The sequence below is a fragment of the Neorhizobium sp. USDA 3394 genome, assembly GCF_056280385.1.
The window spans coordinates 588,739-613,825 of record NZ_JBWCDU010000001.1; the positions used below are offsets into that span (position 1 = coordinate 588,739).

23 protein-coding genes and 2 pseudogenes are annotated in these 25,087 nt (G+C 54.4%); 12 read left to right on the forward strand and 13 right to left on the reverse strand.

Going from position 1 to position 25,087, the window contains the following annotated elements; genetic code table 11:
- Positions 1-35 precede the first annotated feature (35 nt).
- Genes ACZ9EJ_RS02545 through ACZ9EJ_RS02560 form a run of 4 tightly spaced genes read left to right on the forward strand, consistent with a single transcriptional unit; the run spans position 36 to position 6,115 of the window.
- The gene (locus ACZ9EJ_RS02545) at positions 36-1,406 is read left to right on the forward strand and encodes a tyrosine-type recombinase/integrase (RefSeq protein WP_476098628.1); all 1,371 of its coding nucleotides are present in this window, start codon (positions 36-38) and stop codon (positions 1,404-1,406) included.
- Positions 1,406-3,388 carry a hypothetical protein gene (locus tag ACZ9EJ_RS02550; RefSeq protein WP_476098630.1) on the forward strand — a complete coding sequence of 661 codons (1,983 nt, stop codon included), beginning with the start codon at positions 1,406-1,408 and terminating at the stop codon, positions 3,386-3,388. Before ACZ9EJ_RS02545 ends, ACZ9EJ_RS02550 begins: the two co-directional genes overlap by 1 nt.
- Positions 3,388-5,619, forward strand: a complete 2,232-nt coding sequence (locus tag ACZ9EJ_RS02555) for a hypothetical protein (protein ID WP_476098632.1) — start codon at positions 3,388-3,390, stop codon at positions 5,617-5,619. Before ACZ9EJ_RS02550 ends, ACZ9EJ_RS02555 begins: the two co-directional genes overlap by 1 nt.
- Positions 5,600-6,115 carry a hypothetical protein gene (locus tag ACZ9EJ_RS02560; RefSeq protein WP_046642698.1) on the forward strand — a complete coding sequence of 172 codons (516 nt, stop codon included), beginning with the start codon at positions 5,600-5,602 and terminating at the stop codon, positions 6,113-6,115. Before ACZ9EJ_RS02555 ends, ACZ9EJ_RS02560 begins: the two co-directional genes overlap by 20 nt.
- 164 nt (positions 6,116-6,279) lie before the next feature.
- Here ACZ9EJ_RS02560 and ACZ9EJ_RS02565 read toward each other — a convergent pair.
- Positions 6,280-6,419: pseudogene (locus ACZ9EJ_RS02565) on the reverse strand (non-homologous end-joining DNA ligase); the annotation flags it as partial.
- Positions 6,420-6,507: 88 nt separating this feature from the next.
- Between ACZ9EJ_RS02565 and ACZ9EJ_RS02570 the strand changes: the two are divergent.
- Both ACZ9EJ_RS02570 and ACZ9EJ_RS02575 read left to right on the forward strand, forming a co-directional pair.
- Positions 6,508-7,194: a hypothetical protein gene (locus ACZ9EJ_RS02570; protein ID WP_046642696.1), complete on the forward strand. Its 687-nt coding sequence runs from the start codon at positions 6,508-6,510 to the stop codon at positions 7,192-7,194.
- Between the two features lie 191 nt (positions 7,195-7,385).
- Positions 7,386-7,748 carry a transposase gene (locus tag ACZ9EJ_RS02575; RefSeq protein WP_476098634.1) on the forward strand — a complete coding sequence of 121 codons (363 nt, stop codon included), beginning with the start codon at positions 7,386-7,388 and terminating at the stop codon, positions 7,746-7,748.
- 387 nt (positions 7,749-8,135) lie between these two features.
- Here the strand turns inward: ACZ9EJ_RS02575 and ACZ9EJ_RS02580 are convergent, their stop codons facing one another.
- The 5 genes from ACZ9EJ_RS02580 to ACZ9EJ_RS02600 all read right to left on the reverse strand — a co-directional run bounded on the left by ACZ9EJ_RS02580 (position 8,136) and on the right by ACZ9EJ_RS02600 (position 12,549).
- Positions 8,136-8,831, reverse strand: a complete 696-nt coding sequence (locus ACZ9EJ_RS02580) for a Type 1 glutamine amidotransferase-like domain-containing protein (protein ID WP_476098636.1) — start codon at positions 8,829-8,831, stop codon at positions 8,136-8,138.
- Between the two features lie 385 nt (positions 8,832-9,216).
- Positions 9,217-10,302, reverse strand: coding sequence for a MerR family transcriptional regulator (locus tag ACZ9EJ_RS02585; protein WP_046642452.1), 1,086 nt, complete (start codon positions 10,300-10,302; stop codon positions 9,217-9,219).
- A 248-nt stretch (positions 10,303-10,550) separates the two neighbouring features.
- Positions 10,551-11,009, reverse strand: a complete 459-nt coding sequence (locus ACZ9EJ_RS02590) for a GNAT family N-acetyltransferase (RefSeq protein ID WP_046642453.1) — start codon at positions 11,007-11,009, stop codon at positions 10,551-10,553.
- 146 nt (positions 11,010-11,155) lie between these two features.
- Complete coding sequence (locus tag ACZ9EJ_RS02595; protein ID WP_476098638.1) at positions 11,156-12,112, reverse strand: phosphotransferase family protein; 957 nt, start codon at positions 12,110-12,112, stop codon at positions 11,156-11,158.
- 149 nt (positions 12,113-12,261) lie between these two features.
- Entirely contained in the window at positions 12,262-12,549 is a 288-nt protein-coding gene (locus ACZ9EJ_RS02600; RefSeq protein ID WP_046642455.1) for a hypothetical protein, read from the reverse strand.
- A 42-nt stretch (positions 12,550-12,591) separates the two neighbouring features.
- On the opposite strand from ACZ9EJ_RS02600, the gene ACZ9EJ_RS02605 reads away from it, so the two are divergent.
- Positions 12,592-14,445 carry an ABC transporter ATP-binding protein gene (locus ACZ9EJ_RS02605; protein ID WP_046642456.1) on the forward strand — a complete coding sequence of 618 codons (1,854 nt, stop codon included), beginning with the start codon at positions 12,592-12,594 and terminating at the stop codon, positions 14,443-14,445.
- 302 nt (positions 14,446-14,747) lie between these two features.
- Here the strand turns inward: ACZ9EJ_RS02605 and ACZ9EJ_RS02610 are convergent, their stop codons facing one another.
- The 5 genes from ACZ9EJ_RS02610 to ACZ9EJ_RS02630 form a co-directional block, all read right to left on the reverse strand.
- The gene (locus ACZ9EJ_RS02610) at positions 14,748-15,242 is read right to left on the reverse strand and encodes a Mov34/MPN/PAD-1 family protein (protein WP_052764719.1); all 495 of its coding nucleotides are present in this window, start codon (positions 15,240-15,242) and stop codon (positions 14,748-14,750) included.
- Entirely contained in the window at positions 15,235-17,010 is a 1,776-nt protein-coding gene (locus tag ACZ9EJ_RS02615; RefSeq protein WP_046642457.1) for a ThiF family adenylyltransferase, read from the reverse strand. The genes ACZ9EJ_RS02610 and ACZ9EJ_RS02615 overlap by 8 nt, the downstream gene beginning before the upstream one ends.
- Positions 17,007-18,152, reverse strand: a complete 1,146-nt coding sequence (locus tag ACZ9EJ_RS02620; protein WP_046642458.1) for an SMODS domain-containing nucleotidyltransferase — start codon at positions 18,150-18,152, stop codon at positions 17,007-17,009. The genes ACZ9EJ_RS02615 and ACZ9EJ_RS02620 overlap by 4 nt, the downstream gene beginning before the upstream one ends.
- Position 18,153: 1 nt before the next feature.
- A complete protein-coding gene (locus tag ACZ9EJ_RS02625; protein ID WP_046642459.1) occupies positions 18,154-19,653 on the reverse strand; it encodes an SAVED domain-containing protein in 1,500 nt (499 codons plus the stop codon).
- A gap of 155 nt (positions 19,654-19,808) precedes the next feature.
- Complete coding sequence (locus tag ACZ9EJ_RS02630; protein WP_080955869.1) at positions 19,809-20,408, reverse strand: cyclodeaminase/cyclohydrolase family protein; 600 nt, start codon at positions 20,406-20,408, stop codon at positions 19,809-19,811.
- Between the two features lie 351 nt (positions 20,409-20,759).
- Here ACZ9EJ_RS02630 and ACZ9EJ_RS02635 point away from each other — a divergent pair, with 351 nt between their 5' ends.
- The 3 genes from ACZ9EJ_RS02635 (at position 20,760) to ACZ9EJ_RS02645 (ending at position 21,780) form a co-directional block, all read left to right on the forward strand.
- Complete coding sequence (locus ACZ9EJ_RS02635; protein ID WP_476098642.1) at positions 20,760-20,930, forward strand: hypothetical protein; 171 nt, start codon at positions 20,760-20,762, stop codon at positions 20,928-20,930.
- Positions 20,931-20,994: 64 nt separating this feature from the next.
- Positions 20,995-21,375, forward strand: coding sequence for a hypothetical protein (locus ACZ9EJ_RS02640; RefSeq protein ID WP_046642462.1), 381 nt, complete (start codon positions 20,995-20,997; stop codon positions 21,373-21,375).
- Positions 21,376-21,396: 21 nt separating this feature from the next.
- Complete coding sequence (locus ACZ9EJ_RS02645) at positions 21,397-21,780, forward strand: GNAT family N-acetyltransferase (RefSeq protein ID WP_080955870.1); 384 nt, start codon at positions 21,397-21,399, stop codon at positions 21,778-21,780.
- Between the two features lie 228 nt (positions 21,781-22,008).
- Here the strand turns inward: ACZ9EJ_RS02645 and ACZ9EJ_RS02650 are convergent, their stop codons facing one another.
- Positions 22,009-23,229 carry a hypothetical protein gene (locus tag ACZ9EJ_RS02650; protein WP_046642463.1) on the reverse strand — a complete coding sequence of 407 codons (1,221 nt, stop codon included), beginning with the start codon at positions 23,227-23,229 and terminating at the stop codon, positions 22,009-22,011.
- 537 nt (positions 23,230-23,766) lie between these two features.
- Here ACZ9EJ_RS02650 and ACZ9EJ_RS02655 point away from each other — a divergent pair.
- Both ACZ9EJ_RS02655 and ACZ9EJ_RS02660 read left to right on the forward strand, forming a co-directional pair.
- Positions 23,767-24,113: pseudogene (locus ACZ9EJ_RS02655) on the forward strand (transposase domain-containing protein); the annotation flags it as partial.
- A 14-nt stretch (positions 24,114-24,127) separates the two neighbouring features.
- On the forward strand, positions 24,128-24,571 hold the full coding sequence (locus tag ACZ9EJ_RS02660; RefSeq protein ID WP_046642464.1) for a VOC family protein: 444 nt from the start codon (positions 24,128-24,130) through the stop codon (positions 24,569-24,571).
- Positions 24,572-24,662: 91 nt separating this feature from the next.
- On the opposite strand, the gene ACZ9EJ_RS02665 is transcribed toward ACZ9EJ_RS02660, so the two are convergent.
- Complete coding sequence (locus ACZ9EJ_RS02665; RefSeq protein ID WP_046642465.1) at positions 24,663-25,025, reverse strand: DUF6984 family protein; 363 nt, start codon at positions 25,023-25,025, stop codon at positions 24,663-24,665.
- Between the last annotated feature and the right edge of the window lie 62 nt (positions 25,026-25,087).

Below are 25,087 nucleotides of genomic sequence, written 5' to 3' on the forward strand. Positions count from 1 at the left end.
AACATTCACCTTCGCACGACTGAAAGGAGGTGGATATGAAAACGGCTTTGAGTTGGCCATGTGCGCTCGAAAGACTTCCGACCACAAGTGTCTATATCTATGACGGACCCATGGTGAAACTGGTCGGAGCTACAGAGGAGCCGTTCGCTCCGTACCAGCCGGTAATCGTGGATCGGTTCGGGGAAATGATTATCGAGCCCACCGACTTTCTGCGAAAAAAACGCCAGCAGTCGCATCGAAAATCGTGGAAGACGGCACATCAGTATGCCAGAATTCTCGTCGATATCCTCTACGTTTTGGCTTTAGCCAACGGCGGAGCAGGAATTCCGTACTGGCTGGTAACCGACGATACCCTCTTGCGGCTGCGCACGGTCTATACCGGACCGAAGTTTCTCAAGGGAAAGGCCACAGGCAACCGAGGCATCCAGAATACAACTTGGAATACTCGCTTGTCACTGTTTCTCCAGTTTCTCCTTTACTGTGAACGGAAAGGCTGGACGAAAGGTCTGATAGGAGTGCCAAACGACACTCGCGCCTTCCAAGTGAACTTGAAGCGGGAGGACCCGTATCCGGTCCATGAACTGGAACTTCAAGAGTTTGAGCCCGATGAAGTCATTATTCCAGACGACGAATCAGTAGAGGCGGTTCGGCTTGCATTGGACGAGATGGTAAGTAGTCGTCTTGTTGGACGGCGCAACATATTGATAACTGGCACGATGGATGAGAACCTGAGGTGCTCGGAAGCCGCGAACCTCCCAGTCACAGCAATTCCATCAGCCGCTCTTCTCAGGTCCCTCCGAGCCAAAGCTCAAGCGACCGGCACCCTCAAGGCGGTACCTATTAAGGTGCACGGTGCGAAGACGGACCAAGAGAGAATGGTTCCGTTCCCGCTAGCGTTGGTAGAGAAGCTTCGTGATTTCATTGATCACGACCGCAAAAAGTTCAAGCTCGTGAAGAGCGAAGCAGCAATCTTCGTATCATTTACGACTGGGAAGCGCCTAAACTCACAAAGCATTACGAACATTTTCACCAAAGCACGTCGGCGGGCGTTAGCGAATGCTCTCGCAGAGGGCGCTGGTGAAGAGCGTCTCGCTGACATTCGACGTTTTCACGGTCATGTTCTTCGACACCGGCGTGTGACAGATGGACTGGCTGATGCCTTGGAAGCGGGAATTGATCCTGTCCACGCTATGCAGGACACGATGAAATCGGCCGGTATGAGCTTCCAAACAATGCTCGGCTATCTACACCTGAGTCAAGAACGGCGTAGATCGGTTTTGGCTAAGCGGGGGAAAATTAATCAGGTTCGAGATGACGAAGTCATAAAAAGGCTTGCTGCATTGGACTTGGTGCGCATGGATGCTTTGTCTCCACGGAAATCCAGAAGAAAAAGGAGGAGACGTTGATGTCGCGTCGCCGCCGCGCTCCGCCGGTAGATTTGATGTCGAAGTCGACACCGACGACAATTCGACAAAATAGTAATCGGCACCCTCTAAGGATACCTTCTCCGACACACAGCATTCCGGGGAAAACACCCAAGACGTTTGATTTTACTATCTTAAGTGCGTTCGGCGACCTTGGGCACCGGATCGCGCTTGCCTTTGTTCAGTATAATTCTGCGGCACCATACGTAAGTGCCAGCAGTCGAGCAGTCTCTGTACGGAACTTTTTTCGCTCCGTGGTCATCGCTCTGGAAGCCAGTTCCACGGATTTTGCGTGCCTCGGAGCGAACAAATGGCGAGCATTAGCAAAAGGCTGGTTTCTTCAGCTTCAGGCGCAAGAGGGTCTCTCAGACATCACAAAAAATGTTTATCTCACCAATTGCACGCTTTTCTTCGAGTACCTCAGCGAGAACGCGATTGTGCCCGCGTTCCCTTGGCCATCTTCGATACCGAACGCCAAGAATCATCACCGTCCTAGCATAGCTGAAGCCGGGCTTGGCAGCGCATCTCTCGATGAAGTCAAATCTTGGCCGATACAAGACCAGGCAGACTGGGCAGAGCTACAGTCCGTTGCAGCCGATCCCAGCCCTCAGGCCCGCAAGAAGCGCGGCGATATAACGAAGGATGTTGTGCGAAGGCATGCCGAGCGGGAAATCAGAGAGACTTGGCACCTGTACTGCGAAACGCGAACAATCATAGAGAGCAACGTAACCTTCGACCTTGAAACATATTGCCAACAATTCGAGACCGAGGGCGAGAACGGACTGGTTCGAAAGTATGGCTGGCAACGCGAACTAAGCTCGTTGCCAAACGTGCTCGTCTACATTGACCGTAAATTCGGCGGCGTTCTTCCAGGCATAAAAGACGACCCCCATTTTTTGAAATTCATCTACAAAGACTTCGGCAAGGCCTCGATGACCGGCCGCTTTCACCTCGAATATGAGTCTTTAATCTCCTTACTGACGATTATCCTCTTGAAGAGGAAAAAGACGAACTTCTCATCGCCCTTATCGATGCTCTTCACCGACCTTGAGAAAACCACGAGAGGTGAATACCGAGCCAAGTGGACCAAGCGGCGAGCGCAAAATCGTCGTCTGAAAGATGACATGCCTGCAGGCACGGAAGATGCTCTGTCTAAAGGAAGCACGCGTGAAATAACCGCTGCACAGGCGTTCCTAGTTATCGATGAACTATCGCAACCGCTTAGGCGGTGTGCTGTTCGTGGTTCAGAAAACGCCCTTTGTCTGGTACGAACTTTTGTCCAGCAGAAGGTCGCATCGTTTCGACCGCTTCCTTATGTCCTGAATCGAAAGTGGCACACGTTTCGGCGGCGATCCGGCGTGTTGTCGAAACTCGATTTTACACTCTCCCAGTTTCGGCCAACAGCCGCTATCGAGGTGTTCCGCGAGACCGGTGATATAATGAAAGTGGCGGAAGAGCTTGGACAAAAAGATGTTCGCGTTACGGCACGATATGTTCAAGGCCTTGAAGCAGAGGCCGGTCATGCCGCCAATACGAGACCAGTCCAGGACGCCTTAGTTCTCGCCGCAGCCAAAGTGTCTGGACGCTCCGCAGCGGATTTTGGAATATCCGAAGAGCACAAAAAGGAAGTCCTCAAGACGGCGCATGCTGCCGGATTTTTCGGGTACAATATTTCCGGAACTGAAGACGAAGCTGAGGTGAAAGTCTCCTTATTCGAAAAAATGCTGTCTGGGGTAAAGCTGTTTTTCTTCGAGACCCCTGAAGTCGCCGCCGAGATAATCGCGTTTCGGCAGCACATCATCGACAATGGCAAGGCCATACAAGGAACAGACCGGTTCGAAGAGCTTTGGCTTCCTATTCTCGTGACGTGTTCTCACGTCATTGACTCGATGTCTCCGAAGATACTGAAGCAAGCCACAAGCCTCCTTCTCGACCGTCCTATTCGCTACGGTCCGGTCATATAATGCTGAAATTCGCTCCAGAAGCTGCAAGTCTCCGACCGAAGCGAACACTCGCAACATTTGAACTGCCATCCGACATGAACGGGAAGTGGAACGATACGACCTATTTCCACACTATCTTTCATCACGACCAACCCTCGAAGCTTATCTGGAAGCGAAAGCTCGGCGATGGATACCTGACTGATTCCAAATGGTCTTCGCTGTGGGAAATGTGTCGCCGGTATTATTGTTATCTTCGCTCCTACCGCGATATTTCCCGTACGACAGCGTTCGCCCACGCTAAAATTCTGCTTCGCCTGGTCGAATGGCTCGTAAAGTGTGGATATTCGTCGTTTGCTGAGGTTCCTTATGCCGCTTTACAGAACCTTGTCTCCACTATTGAGGACGGTTTCGACGCAGCAAGTGGGGTAAAGAGAAAACTCCGAAAGCGGCCCGGCCGACGGAAGATGGACGTCATCGACCTCGCTGTGCATCCGAAGGCAGAAAAATATGTTGCCTCGTATCTTGCAGAAGTCTTGCGCGTTCTGTGGGACCTCTATGATTTATACGTGCATCCATTTGATGGCGAAGAATATGCGTTGAACGACGGTCTTCGCTACGCGATGTTCGATAGCGCTCGCCAGGCATACAGCGAGGGGCAAGATCGAGGCCGTGATCAAGAACAGACGGAGGACGTTCCCGAAGAGCTTGTTTTTCAGTATGCCGATGCGGCTTTACAGTACGTGTTTGATTATGCGGATGACATCATCGAACTTAAACAACGTTACGACAATCTTCCGCCGACGAAACTATCGGAGCGTGCTCGACCAGGTGATCGTGTCAGGCAACTGGCGAGACTATTGATCGCAGAAATCCCAAAGGACAAAAGCCGCCACTTTCCTCCGGAGGGCCCCAATCTTCGCAGCATCTCGGCTGCTATAGGCGTCAAAGAACCAACTGTTTATAGGGACCGCTTCAAACTTCTGATCAATAGAGCTTATCTGGTGCGTCGGTCGAAATCGAGCGCTTCGAAAGCGGCCTTCAAGGTCGAACTTGAACGGATCGCAGCTCCGCCTATTCGAAAAAAACCCGTCAAACTTGTCGACAACCGGTACGCAGGTGTGCAGATCGGCCTCCCTTTCTCTGGAAGGAATACTGGTAGCGCCTCTCCGTGGCCAATTGAAAACATTGGTGCCTCAAACCGTTCTTCACCCCGCAATCTAGAAGCGACAGTTACTGACCTTTGGACTTCAATCGCCATTATAGTTCTCGCCTGGCAAGCGGAGAGAACCGGTCAGCTCCTGAACCTCGATGTTGATTGCTTGGAAAAGAGGGCCGATGGGTGGTATCTGAAATCTCGCGTCTTCAAGGATAAAAATGATGCTATCGGGACACCGACAATTCATGCATGTCCAGAAGTGGTTGTCCGCGCAGTCCAAGTTGCCATTCGTCTCGGTGCGCAGGCCCGAATAAGGACGAATTCAAAAAAACTCTTTTTGCGAGACAACAGATTCAGAGATTCAGTGCCCGATGCTTCTTCACTGCGTGACCTGATGGGAAAGTTCGGCAGAAAGTTTGTGCATGGCGAGGATGCCGACGAAATCAAATTTCTCCCGCGCCACCTTCGGCGGTTTTTTGCGACGCTGTGGGTCCACTACTACACGTATGGGGGCAAGTTCGCGTCGCTGCAGGCTCATCTCGACCACGCCAGTTTGACTGTTACCGTCTTATATGGACGTCGCCTCTCGAAACTTAATCCAGTGAGGGAACTGCAAACAAGCCTAGCGTTCCATCTCATTAGCGAGAAATTCATGAATGGCATCACTATCGTGGGCGGGGCGGCCAAAAAAATACAGTCAATCATCGCGCGATTGGATATCACGCTTTCAGACCCGGCAGACACAGCCGATAGACTGAGTGCCTACCTGAAGGACACCGGTACCAGAGTTTTTCCAATGCCTTTCGGCTACTGCCTCTGGGATTATCAGGCAATCAAGAAAGCCCTTTGTCGGCTGCCGGATCAGACCGATGGCTTCACCTGGCCTCCGACGGGAAAGACTGAGACCATCTGTGGCGAATGCGCAAATTTCTTTAGCCTGTCGATCTTTCAGACCTTTTGGGAAATCGCGTTTCGCAGACATAAGGCGATGGAGGAGGATGAGCGTGCGCCCATGCTACTTCGCAATCTTGGAAGGAAGGGAAAACGTATTGCTCAACGATTCTTGAGGGCGTTCAGTGGCTCAAAAGCAGCGTAAAAACCTTACGGGTTCCCTGGATGAAAAGCCCGTCAACAAAAAGACGCTCAAAGCTCGATCCAAGGTCGAAGCCCTTCGAGACTTTTTGCGTAGCATCCAAACGGCGCAAGCTCTGCATGCTGAAATCCGAAAAGGATTAGTCTTAGATTGGGAGGGGCTTCGTGCAAAAGCCGCTTGCGGCTCTGACGCGTTGCATAAAAATAACCCAACGCTTCGGTCGGAAATTGAAGCAGAAAAGCTTCGGCTCGAAGATTTGGCCTCGCGCACGAACGGCGTGCAGTCAGATTTGAGTTCTATCAAGCCACTAATCGGCGACGAGAACTTGAAAGAGAAAAATAAGCAGCTGACGCTGGTCAACAAAACGCTCGATCAAGCCAACAAGAACCTTAAACAGGAACTCAACGGTGCCCGGCTTTCGCAACTAGGACTCTTAAGCACCATCGAAAAACTTGAGCAGGAGCTACGGCAGCTTAAGCATTCTAGCGGTCTGACATGAACTGGACAGAGGACAGGGCCAATAACTGGCTGCATCGGCATTATCAAGCTGAGATCGACGCTTTGCGAGTTGAGCTTGCCCAGAGCTTCGTTTTTCCCTGAGTGTCTCGTGTGCGAATGGCGTGCGGCCGAAATGTGGGTCGATAGGATCAGGTCGCCTTTGCAGAGCAATGCGAGAGCTGGTTCCACTCGGTCGGGCATTTCGTCGAAAGGCAGGGCAGGCTGGGCCGGTATTCGCTTCCGTCTCGGCCGCGAGCGAAGAGGTGCCTCAGTGTCGTGAGTAGCGGTTTGGACTTTGGCGACTTGGCGTTCTGCTATATCAGCAGTATTTGATTAAACTAATCCTATGGGCTCCATCGCTGCGATGGAGTATTCGCTGAGACGAGCTGGCTGATGACTTACGCGAGGGCAGATTTTCGACGCCTGCTAGCGACATTGAGGGGAACCTTAATCACCAGGGAAGGGGAGCCTCTTTCTTGTGCGCTTCACGACGCTGAGCATTCTCACGGTCTGCTTACTCTCGTCCTGCCGGATGGCAAACTTTTGCCGCTGCATGTTGCAGAGGCCTGCAATATCGCGGATGTCATCAAGTCGGTGGAACGAATTTTGAATATGCCGAGGTCGAATGTTGCCTGCAGCGAGTTGTCTGAGGTTCTCCTCCTCCGCCTAGACGTGCTGAGAGAGTACATCGCTGCTGCCGTCAAACGGCATGATGGTTTGTCTTACACCGAAACTGAAGCGGATCGGGTGATCCGTAGGTGGGCAGGGTTTCTCAAGCACCCGAGCGATTATGTTTTCGCACACCGTTGCCTTGCGTCGTGGGAGCTATCCTTCGATCCGCCAGCGATCCAGATTGATTGCGCATTTCTCGCGGCTTGGGACGCCTTCAGACCGGCGGAGCGAGATCAGAAGAAATCCGACTTGGCCCACCAGGTTGTTGAAGTCGAACTCCCGGAAGTCGCGAAGATTGAAGCGTTTTTTCAATCATCGGCGAAACACGTCGGAGACCTCATTCGAGTAAGTTTGCTAGCAGGCGCGACGACCAACTCTCATTTTATCCACCTTCGACCGATTGAATGAGTGGCAATGGTGACGGCAATGCTTGGACACGAGCTTCACGCCGACCCGCTGAATGTTGCTAGTTCTCCGACATGACGGAAACCTTGAGCATCCCCAGAACGGTCTTTCGTAACCGATGTTCCGACCCCACGTTGATGTCGCCTTCCTGATCTGTGATCGCTTTTCCATGGACGAGCAACGGGAGTTTCTCCATGGAGACTACATTGGAGGTTCTCACGACCAGGAGGCCTGGACGTGAGGTTCACCGGCGCTGGCCGGATGACGTCAAGGCGCAGATCGTTTCGGAGAGCCTTCGGCCCGGCGCAATGGTGAGTGAGGTCGCAGATCGACATGGCTTGAAGCCGAACCACCTGTCCACCTGGCGGACGATGGCACGGCGGGGGAAGCTGGTTTTGCCCGCGCCCGAGGACGCGGTCGAGTTCGCAGCGGTAATCGTCGAACCACCTGTTCCGGAACCGCCGATCAAGAAGGCGAGCCGTCCCGAGATCATCGTCGAGTCCGTCGATGAACGAGCAAATTGCTCCGGTTCAGCAAAATTTACTCCAGGGCAATGACCATGGCTTTGCTCAAACCCTCTGAAGCGAACGCATGGCAGAATGTAATTCAAGGTGATTTCGCCACTTCGGGTCGCTCCCCCCGACTGAGCATATGGCTCCATGATGCTCGGCCACCAGGAGCGTTTGATCTGGGACTTTAACCAGCGGCGAAAGTTCTCCGGTGTTTTGTTCGAAAGCCACATGCTCAGAATGCTTTCGTCCCGCTGGTAATCGGAAACGCACAGTTCCTCAATGGGTCGCCGTATGACGCTGACAGCTTGTTCGGCGTCCTCGGAATTGGCAGCTCGTATCATGGTCTCAATCTTTAGACCTTCACTGACTGTAGCCGAGCAATATATCGTATGAACTCCATTTCGGCTCAATGCGATCATCTCCTAGCTGTCATCATGTGGAAGCCGAGATAGCAGTTAGCGGCATACTTTGCGCCGGACGCATTTCACCTTTCTCTACCCATATCGGCCGTCCAATACACTCGATGTGGTCATTTGTAACGATCAGGCCATCCCCATCATCGCATGCGATGATCGGGCGTGAGGTATGCTTGCTGTAGCGGACTAGATTGGGAAGGTAAGCCGAGTTTGAACCCAGATGGGGGAAGAACTCGAATGGAACCAGATCGAGCGCCGTCTCACTCATAAGGTCTTCCGGCGCTTGCCGCCCGAACAGGGCATCGGTGGCAATTGTTGGGGTCAGGAGAACTGCTCCCGCACTGGTTCCGATCAGGAATCCGCCTTCCAAAGCCCATGTCCTCAGGCTTGAAATCATTCCACTCCGCTTGAGTCGGGCGAGAAATCCGCCAGTATGACCTCCTGAAAGATGGATCGCATCGCACTGAAACAGCTTATTTTCATCGTCTAAAGCGTGAGTTTCATCAAGATCGTGGAAGAGGCACAGCTCCAGTCCTAGACGCGCATAGTAGGCTGCCCGTTCTTGAAAAAATCGGCGATCAGGTTCTGGCCCAGATGGGATGTATCCGATCCGTCGTCCCAAGCCATTTGCGTCCAGCGCTACCAAGAGTTTCTGGTCAATCGCGTCATTCTCCGGAATGATCTGGTCGCTGTAGAAAGCAAGGTTGATCAAGACACTTCTCCAACCATCGGCGCGGCACGAGACTCGCATCGGAAGCAATATTCGGCAATGTCCGGTGTTGGCGCAATCTCGCCGAGGCGGGTGTCGCCCAAAGGGGACTTCCTCAAGAGCCCTTTAAGATGCGCCAGATGACCCTGCAGAGAGGAATGGTCAAAGTGAGGCTACTGATCGCGAAGCCGCCCGCGACAATCATCGCAAACATGGCGTCCTGACAATCACTTCCGTCCGGACATTGCGATTCCGATGCGGAGTAAGCTGCGGCCGCAACAAACGCGAAAAGCGAAAACAGAGCTAAACCTGACAATGCTGCGATGATCTAGATCAAGTCCGCCTCGCCTGATGCCGATAGTTTCCACTTGCTGCCCAGGACGCAAAGCTAAAGTTCAGGTGGGGGCCGATAGAACAGGCCGCTGAACCGCCCATCTTCGTCGAGCACGAAGCTCCACCAGAGGTGGCCGTTTTCGAAGCCGACATCATACAGGTCCCATCCCTCTTTTGTTACCTTCTTGAACGTTACGTTCTTCAGCGCTCCCATCCGCGCCAGGTTTGCTTTGATCGTCGAGGATTGCTCACGCGCCAGATTGGACAGGGGGGCTGTTAATAGCTTGAAGCTTGGTTCGAACCGTAAATCTTCGATAACCTCTCGCAGGAGAACCGCGCCGTTTTCTACCGGCCGATTCTCGCCAATTCGCTGCGCGAGCGCCTCTTCCAGGGCAAGCGCAACGCTTTTATCAACGCGGGTCGCGACCTGCTCTAAGCCATCCTGATGGAGAATGAGGCCGGACACGATGCCGTCGCCGTTGCGGGTAAAGGTGAGTTGAGCTTGAACGGCTTTATAGAAGAAGCGGTCGACATCCTCGGGGAATATCTCAAGCTCCGGCTGACCCGGCAGGCGTGAAAAAAGCCGTCCATCAACCAAGGTGAAGACATAAACAAGCCTGCCGAGAAGGTAAAAACCTTCATACTCAGTATAGAGAGCCGGATCGATCTGCTGTTCGGTGCGAGGTCTTGCCTGCTCGTAGCGACGCCAGGCGATGGCTTCTGACGAGGTATCAGTCATATTCGTGTCCTTTGCGAGTTTCAGGAGGTCATCGACAGATAGAAGAACGCCTGCTGCATTCTTTGCTCTCAGGGCATCTACAATGGCGAGACTGTGCTGGGTGCGGGCAAGTTGGTCCTGCAAGGCGAGGTTCTGCGTGGAGAGCATACGGTCGAGATCAGCCGCTTGCCCGGCCAATAGTCGGGCGATGTGCTGCAGACTAAGACCTAGCCGCTTCAACGTGAGGATTTCATTCAGTCGAGCAATTTCGTTGACTCCGTAGAGCCGCCAGTTCTTTCCCGTTCTGCGAGGGCGGATGAGGCCGGTCTGCTCATAAAGCCGCAATGCTCGGACCGTGAGGCCAATACGCTTCGCGCATTGTGCCGCAGTCAACCAGGTCTCTTCCTTGATGTCATTCCGCATGGAGGCTCCCGCGACGTCTTAAACCTCATTTAAGGTATGACGTTGGGTACGGCTCAAGTGGAAATTTCAAGAATTTGATGGCTGCTATTCCGCTTCAGGTGCGAAGCAGCCGAGGTGCTTTCGGCCGGTATTCTGGTGGGTCTGCGGGCAGCCCATCGCTTTCGTGTCGCGCAACGTACAGAAAGCATCCAGTCCACCACGTCCGCTGCTGGCGCTTCCGTGCCATGACGGCGCTCGGCCCCGGGTGGTCAAAGGTTCTTTTGCATGACTGAGTAGGGGCGTCCTTTGCGCTGGACGGTTTCCGTCATCGCCCACCCAGCCCTATGGTATAGGCCTGTCGCGTCGCCCGTGTAGAGCGATAGTCGCTTGATTCCCTGATTACGAGCCAGCCCTTCGAGTTCTTCGATAAGACGCAAGGCATATCCGTTCCCACGATACCTCGGATCAACGTAAACCCCAGCCAACCACGGGTTCAGGTCTGGCCGCCCTTCCAAGTCATCGAGGCAGAGCGCGATCATGCCCACGGGATACTCGCATTCGAGCATGACGAGTACGGTGGGCATGAGTTCGCTGCTGCTGGCACATTCCTGCTCAAGCCGAAGCATCTCCTCCAGTGACATTTCATCTTTGAAGAATGCTTCCCAACGCCACTTTCCGGTAACAGGAACGAGATCGGGTCGGTCGGCAATGGAAACAATGGATATCATTTTGGTTATCTCGAAGTGTCGTGGCGGGCAGCATATCTTTAACGCCTGAGACGAAATATGACAGCGCCCCCATTGTCCGCTGTCTCGCTTCCGCCCGACAACGCCCTCGGCCTAAAGCGGCCTTCTAGATGCTTCACATCGGAAGCTCAGTCGCTCCCGGCTCGAAGTTCCTCAATGGCCATTTCGCTCAGATCGCGGATGAGACTATCAGGACCGTTCTTGGTCCCAATGCCAATCTTGGTAAGCCAGCACCACATGCTGAGCCGATGGAATAGAGTGTAAAGCCGAAGTACCCTTTTGATCTCCGGGTGATTGACCGAGCCGTAGCCTTCCAGGATGGGTTGATAACTGCGCGGGTCTTCATGTGCAGAACAGAAAAGAGCCTTTGCCAAATCGAAGAGGCTGTCTGCGGCGCGTGCGTTTCCGAGATCGATAAGCCCGCTCAATTCAGGTTCGCCGCTGTTACCACGCAGTGCTAGGATATTGCCCTGGTGAAGATCATCGTGAGCAAGCACCGCACCTTCGCTCGTATCAAGAAGATCGAAGTTGGATTCGGCCAGTCTTTCCAAACGATTTGCCAGATCGGGGTCACCGCCCAGGCCCCGAAACCGGCGAAGCACGTTGTCAAACGCCATCGTCATGTATTCTGCATTTGTGGATATTGGATTGTCGATTCCTTCGGCAAGCACATAGCCATAAGCGGGCATCCGCACCGTGTGAATGCGTCTCAGAAGCTCCCCCATTTGTCGATAAGCCTGAGTGATGTCGGTTTGGGCCATCCAGTGACGCAGCGAGCGGCCCGGCAGGTACGTCATCAAGGAATAACGTAACGGCATCAGAGAGCGTGATTCATCGGTGCGTAGCCATGTTGGAACCGGCGGCATCAAATCTTTGAGCCAGCCCGCAACGAGCGCCTCCTTTGAAGGCCCCCATTCGGGCAGGTCCGGATAAATCTTGAGCACCAGCGAGCCGTTCCTGGAACCTGCCACGTCGATTTTGTAAACGTCAGTGCCGCCGCCCGCCAACCGAGAAAACCCCCTGATCGTAAGAGCAGGCTCAAAGTCGCGGATCAGCCCGAGAACCGTTTCAGCTTCCAGTTTCATCGTCAGTCCTCGCCGCTCCTCGACACTACCGCGATTGGTAAGCGGAGATGAGGAAAGAATTGTCGCCTAGTGATATCGATATGATCGCTCGGGCGCATCCAAGACATCGTCAACCACCCTCCTGGTATGCCATGTCCCGATTGAACGGCTCATGGCTTAGATAAAGATTGGCGTCGGGCTTCGGCTTCTCTTTGTGCATGTTTTTTCGCGTCGTCACCTCCTGTCGCCATCAAAATAAGCGACATCAACGCGATGACAACGACCCCGGCGAGGGCTTTCAAAGCGGCTGCTCGACCTTCTTTACTGGACCTCATCTCCAATTCATCCCTCACCATACCTGTTGCGGAGACATCATGCCTTCTGCGGGGCCGCTTCGCCAGATGCCGATACCTCTTGAGGTTGATTAACGTGACGCCAGATGCTCCTATGTGGTTCATCGCAGCAACTCCTCTTCCGTCGTGTGATATAAACGAGTGGACATGTCGATTTCAGATGTCATTTATCGCCCGTTCGAAACTTTGATCCGGCCGCTTGATATTCCACACCGACCGATGCCTTCAACGGGGCCGGTTGCCGTCCTTCTCCACTTCATTTCGATGTTTCGCGGAGTGCTCATCGCTCTCGCAGTCGTCTCTATGACCGTCGAAGCCATCAATTTGAGCATTGTCTGGGGACTGTCGGTAGTTGTTGACGGCGTCGGCCAGCAGGGTGCAACCGCTTTCCTGCAAAGCGAATGGCCACTCCTGACCTTCCTCGGACTGCTGTTGTTTCCCGGGCTGCCAATCGCGTCCTTCCTGCTGAATACTCTCAGGTCTCATACGCTCGGCGTCGCGATGCCGGTCGCTATTCAGTGGCAAGGCCACAAAGCGGTTGAGCGACAAGATATCGCCTTCTTTCACGACCTTTTCGCGGGGCAGGTGGCTTCACGGCTGTCTCAGGTCGCATCGGCCGTCCAGCAGCAGATTATCGCTGCGTTCCAAACGATTCCCCGTTTCATCCTCTCGATGGCCGGGTCCGTCCTGCTTCTCGCTGCCTTGTCCTGGCAACTGGCTCTGCCAGTCGTCGTATGGATCGTGCTCAACGTCGCGCTGGCGGTGAAGATGGCACCGATCTTCACGGAACGCTCCCGGCGTACCGCAAAGCGTCGCAGCCTCATCGCGGGTACAATCAACGATCTCTACAGCAATATGCCGATGATCAAGCAGTTTGCTGCAGAGGATAGCGAGGCGGGGGCCATTCGCCGTGTGCTTCAGAATGCGGTGACCACGCAACACAGCGAACAGCGGATATATCGGACTTCGGAACTGATCGTCGTCGTCCTGAATACCGGGCTTTGGGTTGCTATTCTTTCCATTGGCTTGTCCGGCATGGTCAAAGGTTTTGTCACGGTGGGGGAGTTCGTCGCGTCGGTCGCCATCTTGCAGCGCCTGTCAGGCCACACCTTCACTTTCCTCCAGATGGGGCAGCAGATTTTCCAGGCGATAGGCACGATCAAGGATGCGATGCCGGTCATGACAACCCCGCCGACTATCACGGACCCTCCTGATGCCAAAGAAATTGCAGTCCCCCAAGGAGAGGTTCGGTTCCAGGACGTCTGCTTCTCTTACCGGGCTGGAAAGCAGGTGATCGAAAATCTATCGCTCACCGTTAAATCGGGTGAGAAAGTTGGACTGGTCGGATTGTCAGGTGCCGGGAAGACGACATTGGTGAGCCTGCTTCTGCGGTTCTACGACATTAAGGAGGGCGCGATCCTGATCGATGGGCAGGACATCCGATCCGTCACCCAGGCAAGCCTTCGCCGGAACATAGGCGTCATCGCCCAGGATGTCGCACTCCTTCATCGTTCCGTCGGTGACAACATCCGGTACGGGCGGCCCGACGCGTCGCAAGAGGAAGTCGAAGAGGCGGCGAGAACAGCTCGGGCCGATGCCTTCATCGCCGACCTGGCAGATGGCGAAGGCCGAAAAGGTTACATGGCGTATGTTGGTGATCGCGGCATCAAGTTGTCAGGAGGTCAGCGTCAGCGGGTGGCCATCGCGCGGGTCCTTTTAAAAGACGCGCCGATTTTAGTGCTCGATGAGGCGACGTCCGCCCTCGATAGCGAATCTGAAGCGGCGATCCAGGACAGACTCAGCCTCGTGATGGAAGGCAAGACAGTTATCGCTATTGCCCACCGGCTTTCGACCATCGCGAAGATGGACCGAATTGTCGTCCTTGATGGCGGCCGCATCGTCGAAGAAGGCACTCCCAATGAACTCGTGGATCGGGATGGCCTGTTCTCACGCCTCTGGAAGCGTCAGACCGGCGGGTTCATGCCCGAGGAACTCGAATGACAGCGCTATTCGATTTCGACACATCGCACGGTTGGCCGTTATACGTTTCATTGCCGAAGCCGTTGGTGCTGACGCGCCAGAGGGGGGTGTCGCGTCAGCGTTCTGGTCGAACAAGCGTTCCCCGACTGTTCCCGTACACCGCCATAAGGCGACAGCGGTAAGAGGCCTAGACAGCGGGAACAAGATCAAGAGATGCGGGGGGTCTTGCCAGTTTGAAGATGCAAACAAAGGCCCCGATCACGATCAACGAGCTGAATTTTGGCCTTATGAAGCCGCCGCGTCCAGATGGCCTCTGACTCAAGCTACTCTATTTCCCTGTCAACCAACAGGGCGAGGCAGAACTGTCCTTTGGGAAATACGTGCACCGATATTTCCGGTTGTTTGTGTTTCGTTCCGACGATGATTAGGATCGGCTCGGCGCAGCAATATTTAGCGTCCGTTGATATTGCGATCATTGTGCCTTTGTCACGCTCGCTCGGAGCCGCTGATCCTCCGGGATGACAATGCCACTCGCCCAAATAGTGTTGGCCGCCTTTCCATCGCGCCCTCAGAAGAGCGGACAGGCCGTGAGATTTCCTCGTGAAGCTCCACCAAGTAAAAAGAGAGCCTCGGGGTTTTCCCGTCGCCTCCTTGATAATGGCCCTCCCAGCCTCATCGACGTAGCCAATCAAAATGCCGCCGGTCTCCATGCCTTTCGCTGCACAGGAGTCCGCGATCATCGATTCCAGGGCTCCCGGTTCCACGACGATCTGGAAACGACTATCGGCTGAGGACGCATGGAGACTGATGTTACCCATCGACAACCGCAACTGTCCCGTCATCCGCAATTCGATATATCTTGCAAGACCGGGCACCTTCTAAGATCGCCCGCCTCGCAAACTTCACGCCAATAGCACTCCACAACTGAATGTCGTCGGCAGTGGCGGGAAAGACGGGATGCCAGCAGCCAACGCCCTCCCGGTTCGCAGTAGACAGGTCAGGACGATACGAAATGTTCTTTCCGAACCGATCTAAAGCGTCCAGAGCCGGAAACCTCGCCTCTGATGCCGAATAACAAAAGAACTCCTTAGCTCCCCACCCTATGGACAGACTGACGAACCTCTTTTCACCAGACCAGTCGAATTCCGAAAGGGCAACCAGAACCGCATCGGAGCCGGTGCAATCAATAACGACGTCGTATTTTCGGACAAGAGCCACTGTTCGTGGCTCAGATGGGGGGAAGTTATCTTTGAAAGGAGTCGAGACGACATCCGGCGCAACATCGTCCAGTCTCGCGGCCAATCGTTCGGCCTTGCCGTGACCACAGTCGGAAAGTCCGAGCGTATGACGGCTGAGGTTTCCGACCTCAAGGATGTCATTGTCAATGACCCCGATATCTCTTACTCCGGAACGGGCAAGGTTTTCCGCGACCGCGCTGCCGATTGCTCCCGCACCGATGATCAAGACGCGTTTGGAAGCCACTTCTTCCTCAGCACCTCCGCGAGTTCGCAATTGATCGCTGGACCAGTTGCTTGTCTTGATCCATCCGATCCGCTCAAGAGAGGTTGCCTTCCCGACGTCCCACTGGACACGATTTCTCTCACTCGGACGAAAGCCGTTCCGGATGGTATCGTTCTTCGAAAGGCCTAAGTTGTCCGCTGCGATCCAATGGACCCTATTTGGCGCAAGGCCGACTTTTTCGCTGAGTGGGAATCCAATCAACAACCTGGTCGTCGGCTTGACGCGTGTCTTTCGCTTATCCTGACCGGCTTGTCGAAAAATGTCGGCCAAATCGAGACCACATGAAATGAAAAATCCACTCAATTCTTTCCATGTCTCGGGTGATTGCCAGGGCTCGATAACCGGCATGTGTGGCAGCATGACCCATATTGCGTCGGCTGGACGATCAGCCTCGACGCGAACGCTGGAACCTTCTTTTACGAGTTGCCCATCATTGGACATGAAACGCAAAACTTGACGGTGGTCGCGAGCCCCTTTCAACGCGGCCGTCGCTGCGAACCCCCACCTGCCGATCCATGGCGACCAGTCGGCGAAGTCCTCCAAAGTCTCCGAAAATCCAAGAACCGGCGTCGTCGTTACATTGAATGACGGCAATTCGAGTGGGTCACCATCCAGCAAGAGGGCGTCGCAAGCGGCTGCGTCTAGCCAGTCGAGAAGCCGCTCTACGCGCCATAGGAGGCGGTCACCAAGCTCTCGCGGCTCGCCAGAGGAGTCATCACGCTTGAAGGATGCCTCCGGACGCTCGACGCACGGATTCCCCAAACGCCAAGACGATCCGGGTGGACCCGGCAGATTTGCCGCCTGATGGGGGAACGTGCAGGAAATCCCCCCTTGTACGGAGGGGTAAAGCGTAATTTTAGGGCGAGGAGCTTCAGCCTCGACGACGAGATACCATTCGCTCTCTTGAGGCATAAACGCTGTCGGTTCTACCGAAAGCGTTGCCCTAAAGCACAAACACCACCGCCCCTTGCTGTCACGGTACCAGCTTTCCACCAACGCCGTGCGAGGGCAAGTGACAACGGCCTCTAGTACTGGCCCGAGCGGTTCGGGAATGAAGCCGTTCACGCGAACCTGGCGTCCTTAGGCTCGGCCGGGCGGGTCGGGTTGCTAAAGCCAACCCGATCACCGCCGCTCGGGCCAGGGAGGGGGAACCGTGTGCCGAATAGACGCTGCCAAAGCATGCCACTTTCCGTCGCGTCTTCGCAATCGAACGCGTCCCGGGCAATCTGCGCCGCGTTGGCAGCCGCCTTGTGAAATGCCTTAAAATCCTCAATCGTAAGGCGCTTCAATACGTCGTGCTCCGGAACGCCGTGGTCAGAAAGCCGAGGAACCGGCCCGAATTGCGCTGCAGTTTGCCATTGCTCTGCCATGCCCTCGAAAACCTGCACGATCCCGTAGGCCACGGATGAGGTGCCGTTCTGCAACGTGTGACCGATCATGTGCTCCAAAGGGTATCCCTTCGGGTATTTTGGCAAGTCATCAGCATTGGTCTGCCGCCACCATTTCAAAGCGCGGACGATGTTGATGTAATGCTTGTTGCAGGCGCGGTTCTTTTCAGCCGTCCATTGGATTTGAGCGATGGGATGTGTTCGTCCCCAACGGCCGACATCACGATCAGGCAGAAATAGCGGGTTCGGCTTCCACTCCCCCTCCGGCTCATCGTTGAACTGAACTGGAGCAGATTTTGTGATCAGGCTGTTGAAGTCCTGGGGCGTCCATTGCCGGTTCAGCCTCCAGTTCGGCTGTTCTTCAAGGTCATAAAGCGTGTTGATCGATTGAGACCGGTAAAGGTTCTCCATTATGCCCCGGGACTTCTGGTCGGTCGGCAAGGACGTAATGACCAAGTCCATATCGACATGGGAAAGCTCGATACCAAAGGATCGCCCTTGGGGTCTCCACTTGTCTTTGTAGAATTTGTTTAAAAATGGCTTGAAGCGGCCCATCGCCTGTTCTGGCGCTGTTTTTGTCCAGTCGATATTGGTTACGACGACGATGTCGACATCTGGGCGCTTATCGCCATGAGGCCGTATCGCTGTCGAACGTCGAACGCTTCCCTGGAGGAAGGTCGCAACGACTTCAGGACCGAGCTTATCATCATCTGCGAGCCGATTGCGGAGCGTATTTGAGCCTGTCTTCCAGTCCTCCTTCTGTTTGTCGGTAGGCCGAATAGAGGACAGGAAATCTCGAAACTGCGGGTCCAATCTCATGCTATTTCATCCAGAAAGAAGGGTGATAACTACCATCGACACGTTTGCCGAAATCGAATTCGTAAAGGACGCACTCACCAATGGCCTGTTGGTGCTGGCCTAGAAAAAATGTGAAGGCATTGGGGCCGGAAACGAAGACATGTGTCTTCGCGTCGACGACGAGCCTAGCCTTCCTGATTGCGTTCTCTGCAGCGTCAGAGAGACTGGCTGCATGCTCGCCGCCAATCACGGCACGAGGCCCCGGGCCTTCATTCGGCTGAATATGAATAATTCTGCCCACGTCCGGCAATCCTCTGGCGACGTAGTGTTTCACATCGTCCAGGGCATCGCGTGACAGACTGACAACCAAAGCGACGTCCTTCCCGGCACCGACCTCATAAGTATCGATTACAGGCGCAGGTCCCGACTTGTCGTCGTTTGCGACCCATACTGAGTGATTGCTGCGGCCTTTTTGCACTAATTCAACGTCGATCCCGGATTTCAAACCCAGTCGTGCGCCCGCCAAAAAGGCGATTGAAGCATGGGCGTCAAGATTGAGACGGACAGAGGAATACTTGCCAGCGATGCGCTGAAGGAATTCATCCAGTGCCGGTTGCACGCTTGACTGCCAATCCCCACCGGGCTGCAGATGTCGTTGGTCGAATAGATGCAGCAGGGAGAGGGTGTCCTCTGGAGCGGACTCCAGCTCATGGACGGGGGACACAGGGAAGGACCGGATGGAGATTGAGCGATAGTTCTTTGAAGGGGCTTCGTCGAACCATTGTTGCTCACGGCAAAGGGCTGCGAATGTTTCCCTATCGAACCGGCTGCGCTTCTGCGTCTTCAACGCTCGAATTTCGCCGTCATATTTAAAGGCCGCGCTTTCGTGGCACGGGAGAAGTCCAACGACTCGGAATTGGGCGTTGACCTCATCCCGAAGCTTTTCGAGGGTTATGAACCCTGCGGAAATCCTCAGGCCTTCAAGAATTGATATGAGCGCGTCGTCATCAACGTCCAGATGATCTCGCCAGCATTTCCTGATCCGGCCCATCTTGCTCTTATCACCGGAGCCGTCGAACAGCCGATCCAACCGGAGAGAGCCGTCGATTGAACTCACGATTTCATCGAGCGGATCGCCGTCAGCGATCTTGTCGATAGTCATCAGGGTGAAGGCGGAGTTCGGCTGTGCGTCCTTCTTGGCGGCAACAAGCCTTTGGAGAAGAGATACAGTTTTTGCGCCTAGAAACTTTGGTTCGATGAGGTCGCCGTAACCAAATCGTCCCGAGCCGTCCATATGGAACTTGATTTGGTGAAAGTCCGCCGAGATAGGTGGGCCGCTGGCCGATTGGCGAGCGGGGTCGTACCGAACAACTACGTCGTCGAACGACTTCGGTGCGTCGGCCTCATAGGTTACCTCGACAACGAAGTGCTGGTGAGGGTCCAGGAGCGCGGCGGCTTTGATCCAAAACAGCCGCGCCTGAAAGTCGTGTCCGCTCCAACCTGCTATAACAGCCTCAGCCAATTCCGTCCTCTCCCTACTTGATTGTATAACGGTAGGGATACATCGACAGGTATTCAAGAACGCACGGTGAACATGCACTGAAATATTTCTCGAAGCAGCGCCGAGCTACGAATAGGTGTGCGATCAGATAGGAGTCCCAATCACTGTCCGCTAGCTCAACCGCTTACCTTGTTCGGTAAGGACGAGGACAGGCTTTCCAAGTTCTTCATAGCCAGGTCGGCTCGTGCAAACAGGTCAGACCTGTTGTAGAACGTGCGGGCACGCAGCTCCTCGGCACCTTCCTGATGCAGATTGCTTTCGACAGCCATCATGACCGCCTTAAACGCGGCGTTGATTAGCTCGATGCCGCCATAGAAGTCACTCGCAACGTTGTACTCAACCTTGCCCGATGCGTCCCATAGAACCTCCAGAAGTTCGATCAGCAGATGGGCTGCGGCAAGTGGTTCGCGCGTGGCATCGGTGAGCGCTGCGCTTCTTGCCGATAGCTCACCGTTCTGACGGTATGTCTCGATCAGCGCAATCGAGGCCGACCTGTCTTTCTCGGCCGCGTCTTTGATTTGAGATACGATGGAATCGAGCCGCTCGATCAGCAGGTCGGTATCGCTGCCATGCTGATGCGAGACCGCCAACGCCATTCTTACCATCGCAGTGCCGAGCTGGGCTGTAACGAGTGCAGCCGTGCTGCCGCTAATTGAAGGTGAGGCTCGACCGATCCCGGCAAGCATCGTTTCCAGATCGAGTTCCTGGAGCGTCATGAATGGTCCTTTTGCCTCCTATCAAGTTTCCGTGACGTTGTCGCTCTTCCGCGATTTCATCGGCGTACTGGATTTGGCTGAATAAGTCGAAATCCAGGAGACCCTCGATTGTTTCCAGACGGCGAAGCCGCGTGATCGCCTGCTCGGTGGATTCGGTCGTGTTTGATAGTTTCGGCATTCGCTTCTCCCTGCGCAACCAACGCTCAAGCGACGAATGGGTTCGAGCGAATTGGCCAGCAGCGAGCAAGCTGCCCAGGTTGGATGTGAAATTTTCTAATCTGCAGACTGGGTTCGTCTTGCAGCTCGCAGCGCCTCCACCATCTTTATTCGCACGCAAGTATGGAGGGCCAGATGAACGAGTTTACCACCGAGGTGGATGACGCGGCTGTCGAGATATTGCCGCCGGAACGCGGGGAGTCACGCGATGAACATGTCGTCTGTCTCTGCTGTCGGCAAGCTCGTTCGAAGAGCTGGATGGACGATGATGGCTGTGGCATCTGCAAGGAATGCCTCGCGACCTAACAAGCCCGATGGGTGAAGGCGAGGGATGGCGGGTTCTGCGAGCAGACGAACTGAGGCGAGGGCAATGTCTGACTTTCTGCGATTTGCGATAAACAAGCGCCCTGAACGCCTTACCCATGAAGATGTCGTGCGATGGGCGGGTGCGCTGGAAAATTGGGATTTCTATAATGCCGCCGCTCTGGAAATCGCATCGGGGTATCATCGGCGAGAGCTGGACTACACCTTCTGTGACGGCCTTATGAACGATCTGTGGTCGGCTGTGCTGGAGGGCTTCGGACCAGGTACTACCCAAGTTCCTGAGCCTTTCTACGAAATCTACATCGCGTTCGACTCTGGAGAATACCATCGCAGGCCAGACAAGAGCGATGATCCTGTTTCTGAATTCACTGATCCCGCCATTGCCGAACTGGTGACGCGTCTCAGGCTCAATCTCTTCGACCGGTAGGTGGGATAGCGGCGGCATGGTGTGCTTCGAATTGCCCCGTTTTCATCCCAAGACGACCTCAACGTGCTTTGGACAGAAGCTTGGGGCGGCGGTGAGCCAGAGGACTTCTCTGGAATCCTCTCGCGCATCCTCACGCATATGGGGGCTTATGAAGATGGTCGACTCGTCGGCTTCGTGAACGTGGCATGGGACGGAGGTATCCACGCCTTTATCCTCGACACCTGTGTTGCCCCTCGGATGCGCAGAAGTGGTATCGCTCCTCGCATGGTGACAGAGGCCACAAATGTGGCCCGACAGCGCGGAGCGAAGTGGTTGCATGTCGACTTCGAACCGCATCCGACTTCGTTCTACCGGAGATGCGGATTCCGGCCAACCGAGGCAGGGCTTGATCCCCCCGTCGAGTAGCGATGACTCTGCTGTTTTAACGGTTTCGCAGGAACAGGTCCCGCTTCTGGCGCTTTGTTGCCGTCAATGTTGGAGCGGTAGCTTTAGGAACGGCCTACCGCGCTTCGCCAACGTGCGAGGAAACACGGCTTACGGGACTGCGCACTCACCCGGTACATGCCTCCAGACGGATAGTGCAAAAAGGGCGATGCCGTCGCGGCAACTGACCGGTATATTCGGGTTCCGAACCTAATCGAGCCTGCTCTCTACCCACACGTCTACGCCAAGGGACTTGCTTAAGGATTTCGCTGCTGCTTCGCAGGCAGCCTCTTGATAGTCTAAGGACTGACTGAACGGGTAAGGGAAGTTGATCCACACCCGACCGTCGATTGGCCTTGAAGCCATCCCCTTTTGGATCATGTATTGAACAATCGGATTGGTAACACTCTTTGTTGTTGCATGAGCAAATCCGCACGAGCCGCTTCCTTCACCATGAAGCTTGGCAAACGTCTTGAGTGCACGCTCTGCGGCTTTGGCGGCATCTTCTATCGCATCGTTAGCGATCTTAGCCGCGTTTGACGGTGTCGCGTGCAGCTTGATTGGCTCCAAGAGGTCTGCCGCTTCTAGTCCTTCAATGGTCTGAGACTCAAGATTCTTGCCGCTTTCGACTGCGGTAATGACATCGCTGAGGATGATGATGTTGGATTTCTTGATGAGATCGGTGTCGAACGGAGTGTCGTAATTGTTGCTTCCTGCAAGGTACATTGCAGTGAGCAATTCTTGAACCCTCTCGGCCTCGGCCTTTGTCCAGACGATGATGCAAAGCTTCGAGAATGGCCGACCGTCGAGTCTCCCTTTGAAGATCGGCAACGCCGGTGTGGGGCCAATAGCAAGGTTATGGTTCTGAACCCAAATTTCGTCGCGATCCTTATCCTTGGGAATCCACCTCCACTCGCGCTCATGGCTCCAGTCAATCCAGTTGGTCGATCCGGAGGGGTTATATGAGACGTATCGATACTGCTCAGCGAGCGGGAGGACTTCTTCCGGTAGAATTCGCCGCATGGGGTCATTTTGGACCATCTTGAATTCCGAGTTTGACAGGCCGTAAATCGCGGGTCGGCCACCAGCTTCGTAGAACTCGGTCTTTAGGAAAGCGATGCCGTATGCCGACACCTTGGTATTGTCCTTTTGGCTTCGAGCATAGTCTGCGAACGAGTACAAAGGCATTTCTGTAACACAGACAGCAGGTGACCCTCCGTAAATTGTCGTTCGGTCTTTGCGAAATGAATACCCTGGAGTGATCCCGCCAAGACGGATGATAGCAAGCAGCACCTCAAACGCGGTTGCATCATGGTCGAGTTCACCCCCGGCCAGTGACAAATATTCTTCTTCAGTCTTACCGGGAAAGTCCTGAAAGGGAACACGATCTCGCACGAAGTGCATAAGCCAGTTTGTATGATCATGCCGCATTCGATGGTTCCTCCTCGCAAAGAAGCCGCTTAGCACGGCAGAAGAAGGACTAGCAAACCGAGGCTCGCTCACCGCTCAAGGAAGACGTTGTGATGCCCCTTCGGTTGCCGCTCGCGCGATCTCTGTGACCCCTGCAGTATTGGGTCCTTCTCTCTGTCACAATGTATGGTTGATGTTTGAGAGCGACTCAGCCTAGTATCGTGGTCTGAAAATTCGGTCTTGGTGATGAGGCTTTCCGACCGAGCAAATAAAGAGCTTCCGTCAGAGCTTCAAGCAGCCCGCAGAATCACTCATCTTCTGGAAACTGGCGAGCAGGATTGATTCGATGAGCGAGAAGTTTCGGCTTTCCCGCCCGCTGACAAACGACTTGGCAGCCCTTGATGTAGTCGCCTGAGGACGACAGACCGAGGACAAATGGCTTCTTGGTCGCCGCAGAAAATCTCCTGGAATGCTAGTCTGGGCCTTGGTGTGAGGTATTTCCGGAACTGATCTGGCGAAGGTTGCCTTGATGGTTCTTTTCGAACCAGTGCCAAGGTCGATGGCCTCTGCCTATTCCTCAGCAACGGCCGCATCGAGGTCGATAACGTCGTCGAGCGAACAATCCGGCCGATAGCGCTCAATCGGAGAATGCTCTTTTCGCTGGGCATGACGCCGAAGCGGCGAACTGGGCGACCATTTCCTCGCTCATCGAAACTTGCAAGCTGCATGCTGTCGATCCGCTCGCCTATCTGACCGCCACACTCACCTCCATCGTGAATGGCCACAAGCAGAGCCGCATCGACGAGCTGACGCCGTGGAATTACAAACAGCTGAAGTCTGCTGTCGGCCCAAAGCCGACTTCTTTCGTTGCGCTCGACCAACCGCTATGGTCACCTCCTCGATGAGGATGCCGAACGCCATGAAACTTGCTCACATAAACTTAGTAGCTCGTAATGCAGAATCGCTCGCAGCGTTCTACATGAATGTTTTAAAATGCGAATTGCTGCGAGCACCCAAGATGTTATCCGGGGAAAAAGTTTCGCGAGGAAATGGCCTTTTAAATTCTGAGATATACGCGATCTGGCTCAAGTTCCCCGAGGTTGAACGCCCATTTCTGGAAATACATGAGCATACGGTCACCCATCACCGTGATCAGCCAAAGGTAAACGAACCGGGTTTCGGGCACCTATCGTTTCAGATGGAAGATATTAGCGGCACCCTTTCGAAGATTATCCAAGCTGGTGGGGCGCAAATCGGGCAAATTACGGATTTTGGGACGCCGGATAAACCGTATTTGATCGCTTACGCACGCGATCCAGAGGGAAACGTGCTTGAGCTTGAGCAAAGCAGCAATGGCCGCTAATGGCGCGTTCCTGCCGTCTCGGTCACAGCAGTAGCTGTCCGAAACGGCACCACGCGCGTGGTCAAGGTGCGAAGCAAACAGCGCATACCCCTCACGCTAGATGGAACCGGCTTATCTCCACTGTATCAAGCGACGTCTCAATTGCTGACCCATCATCCTTATAAACTTCCAGCTCATGCAGCTTACCCTCTACGACATGCAGAAGGACATTCACGGCAGGACGATAGTCCACACCTTCCGTATCGAAGTAATATCCCTCCGTGGGAACCCGCTGTTGTACATTGGCGAGTGGACCGGACACCCTAAACTGGAGGCTACCTTCTGCGTCGATAGCTGACACCCTCGCTGTTTCCAACTGGCTGCGTAGAGCTTCCGCTCCAGGAAACTCTTTTGCCAGTAACAGCTCAATGAGCTGACGTTCGCTATCGGTCAGATCACGCCATGCCTGAGACAATGCTCGTCCTCCTGCAGATTCGACCATATTCCACTCAGGAGACGCATTACCATATAGTCTGG

What these genes read in the sequence shown, in the direction of transcription:
- ACZ9EJ_RS02600 (WP_046642455.1), bottom strand. Translation starts at nt 12,549, where the DNA reads ATGAACCACATAGGAGCATCTGGCGTCACGTTAATCAACCTCAAGAGG.
- ACZ9EJ_RS02630 (WP_080955869.1), bottom strand. Translation starts at nt 20,408, where the DNA reads ATGACGCTCCAGGAACTCGATCTGGAAACGATGCTTGCCGGGATCGGT.
- ACZ9EJ_RS02640 (WP_046642462.1), top strand. Translation starts at nt 20,995, where the DNA reads ATGTCTGACTTTCTGCGATTTGCGATAAACAAGCGCCCTGAACGCCTT.
- ACZ9EJ_RS02610 (WP_052764719.1), bottom strand. Translation starts at nt 15,242, where the DNA reads ATGGGTAACATCAGTCTCCATGCGTCCTCAGCCGATAGTCGTTTCCAG.
- ACZ9EJ_RS02620 (WP_046642458.1), bottom strand. Translation starts at nt 18,152, where the DNA reads ATGAGATTGGACCCGCAGTTTCGAGATTTCCTGTCCTCTATTCGGCCT.
- ACZ9EJ_RS02590 (WP_046642453.1), bottom strand. Translation starts at nt 11,009, where the DNA reads ATGATATCCATTGTTTCCATTGCCGACCGACCCGATCTCGTTCCTGTT.
- ACZ9EJ_RS02545 (WP_476098628.1), top strand. Translation starts at nt 36, where the DNA reads ATGAAAACGGCTTTGAGTTGGCCATGTGCGCTCGAAAGACTTCCGACC.
- ACZ9EJ_RS02595 (WP_476098638.1), bottom strand. Translation starts at nt 12,112, where the DNA reads ATGAAACTGGAAGCTGAAACGGTTCTCGGGCTGATCCGCGACTTTGAG.
- ACZ9EJ_RS02660 (WP_046642464.1), top strand. Translation starts at nt 24,128, where the DNA reads ATGAAACTTGCTCACATAAACTTAGTAGCTCGTAATGCAGAATCGCTC.
- ACZ9EJ_RS02550 (WP_476098630.1), top strand. Translation starts at nt 1,406, where the DNA reads ATGTCGCGTCGCCGCCGCGCTCCGCCGGTAGATTTGATGTCGAAGTCG.
- ACZ9EJ_RS02575 (WP_476098634.1), top strand. Translation starts at nt 7,386, where the DNA reads ATGGAGACTACATTGGAGGTTCTCACGACCAGGAGGCCTGGACGTGAG.
- ACZ9EJ_RS02585 (WP_046642452.1), bottom strand. Translation starts at nt 10,302, where the DNA reads ATGCGGAATGACATCAAGGAAGAGACCTGGTTGACTGCGGCACAATGC.
- ACZ9EJ_RS02635 (WP_476098642.1), top strand. Translation starts at nt 20,760, where the DNA reads ATGAACGAGTTTACCACCGAGGTGGATGACGCGGCTGTCGAGATATTG.
- ACZ9EJ_RS02555 (WP_476098632.1), top strand. Translation starts at nt 3,388, where the DNA reads ATGCTGAAATTCGCTCCAGAAGCTGCAAGTCTCCGACCGAAGCGAACA.
- ACZ9EJ_RS02605 (WP_046642456.1), top strand. Translation starts at nt 12,592, where the DNA reads ATGTCGATTTCAGATGTCATTTATCGCCCGTTCGAAACTTTGATCCGG.
- ACZ9EJ_RS02650 (WP_046642463.1), bottom strand. Translation starts at nt 23,229, where the DNA reads ATGCGGCATGATCATACAAACTGGCTTATGCACTTCGTGCGAGATCGT.
- ACZ9EJ_RS02570 (WP_046642696.1), top strand. Translation starts at nt 6,508, where the DNA reads ATGACTTACGCGAGGGCAGATTTTCGACGCCTGCTAGCGACATTGAGG.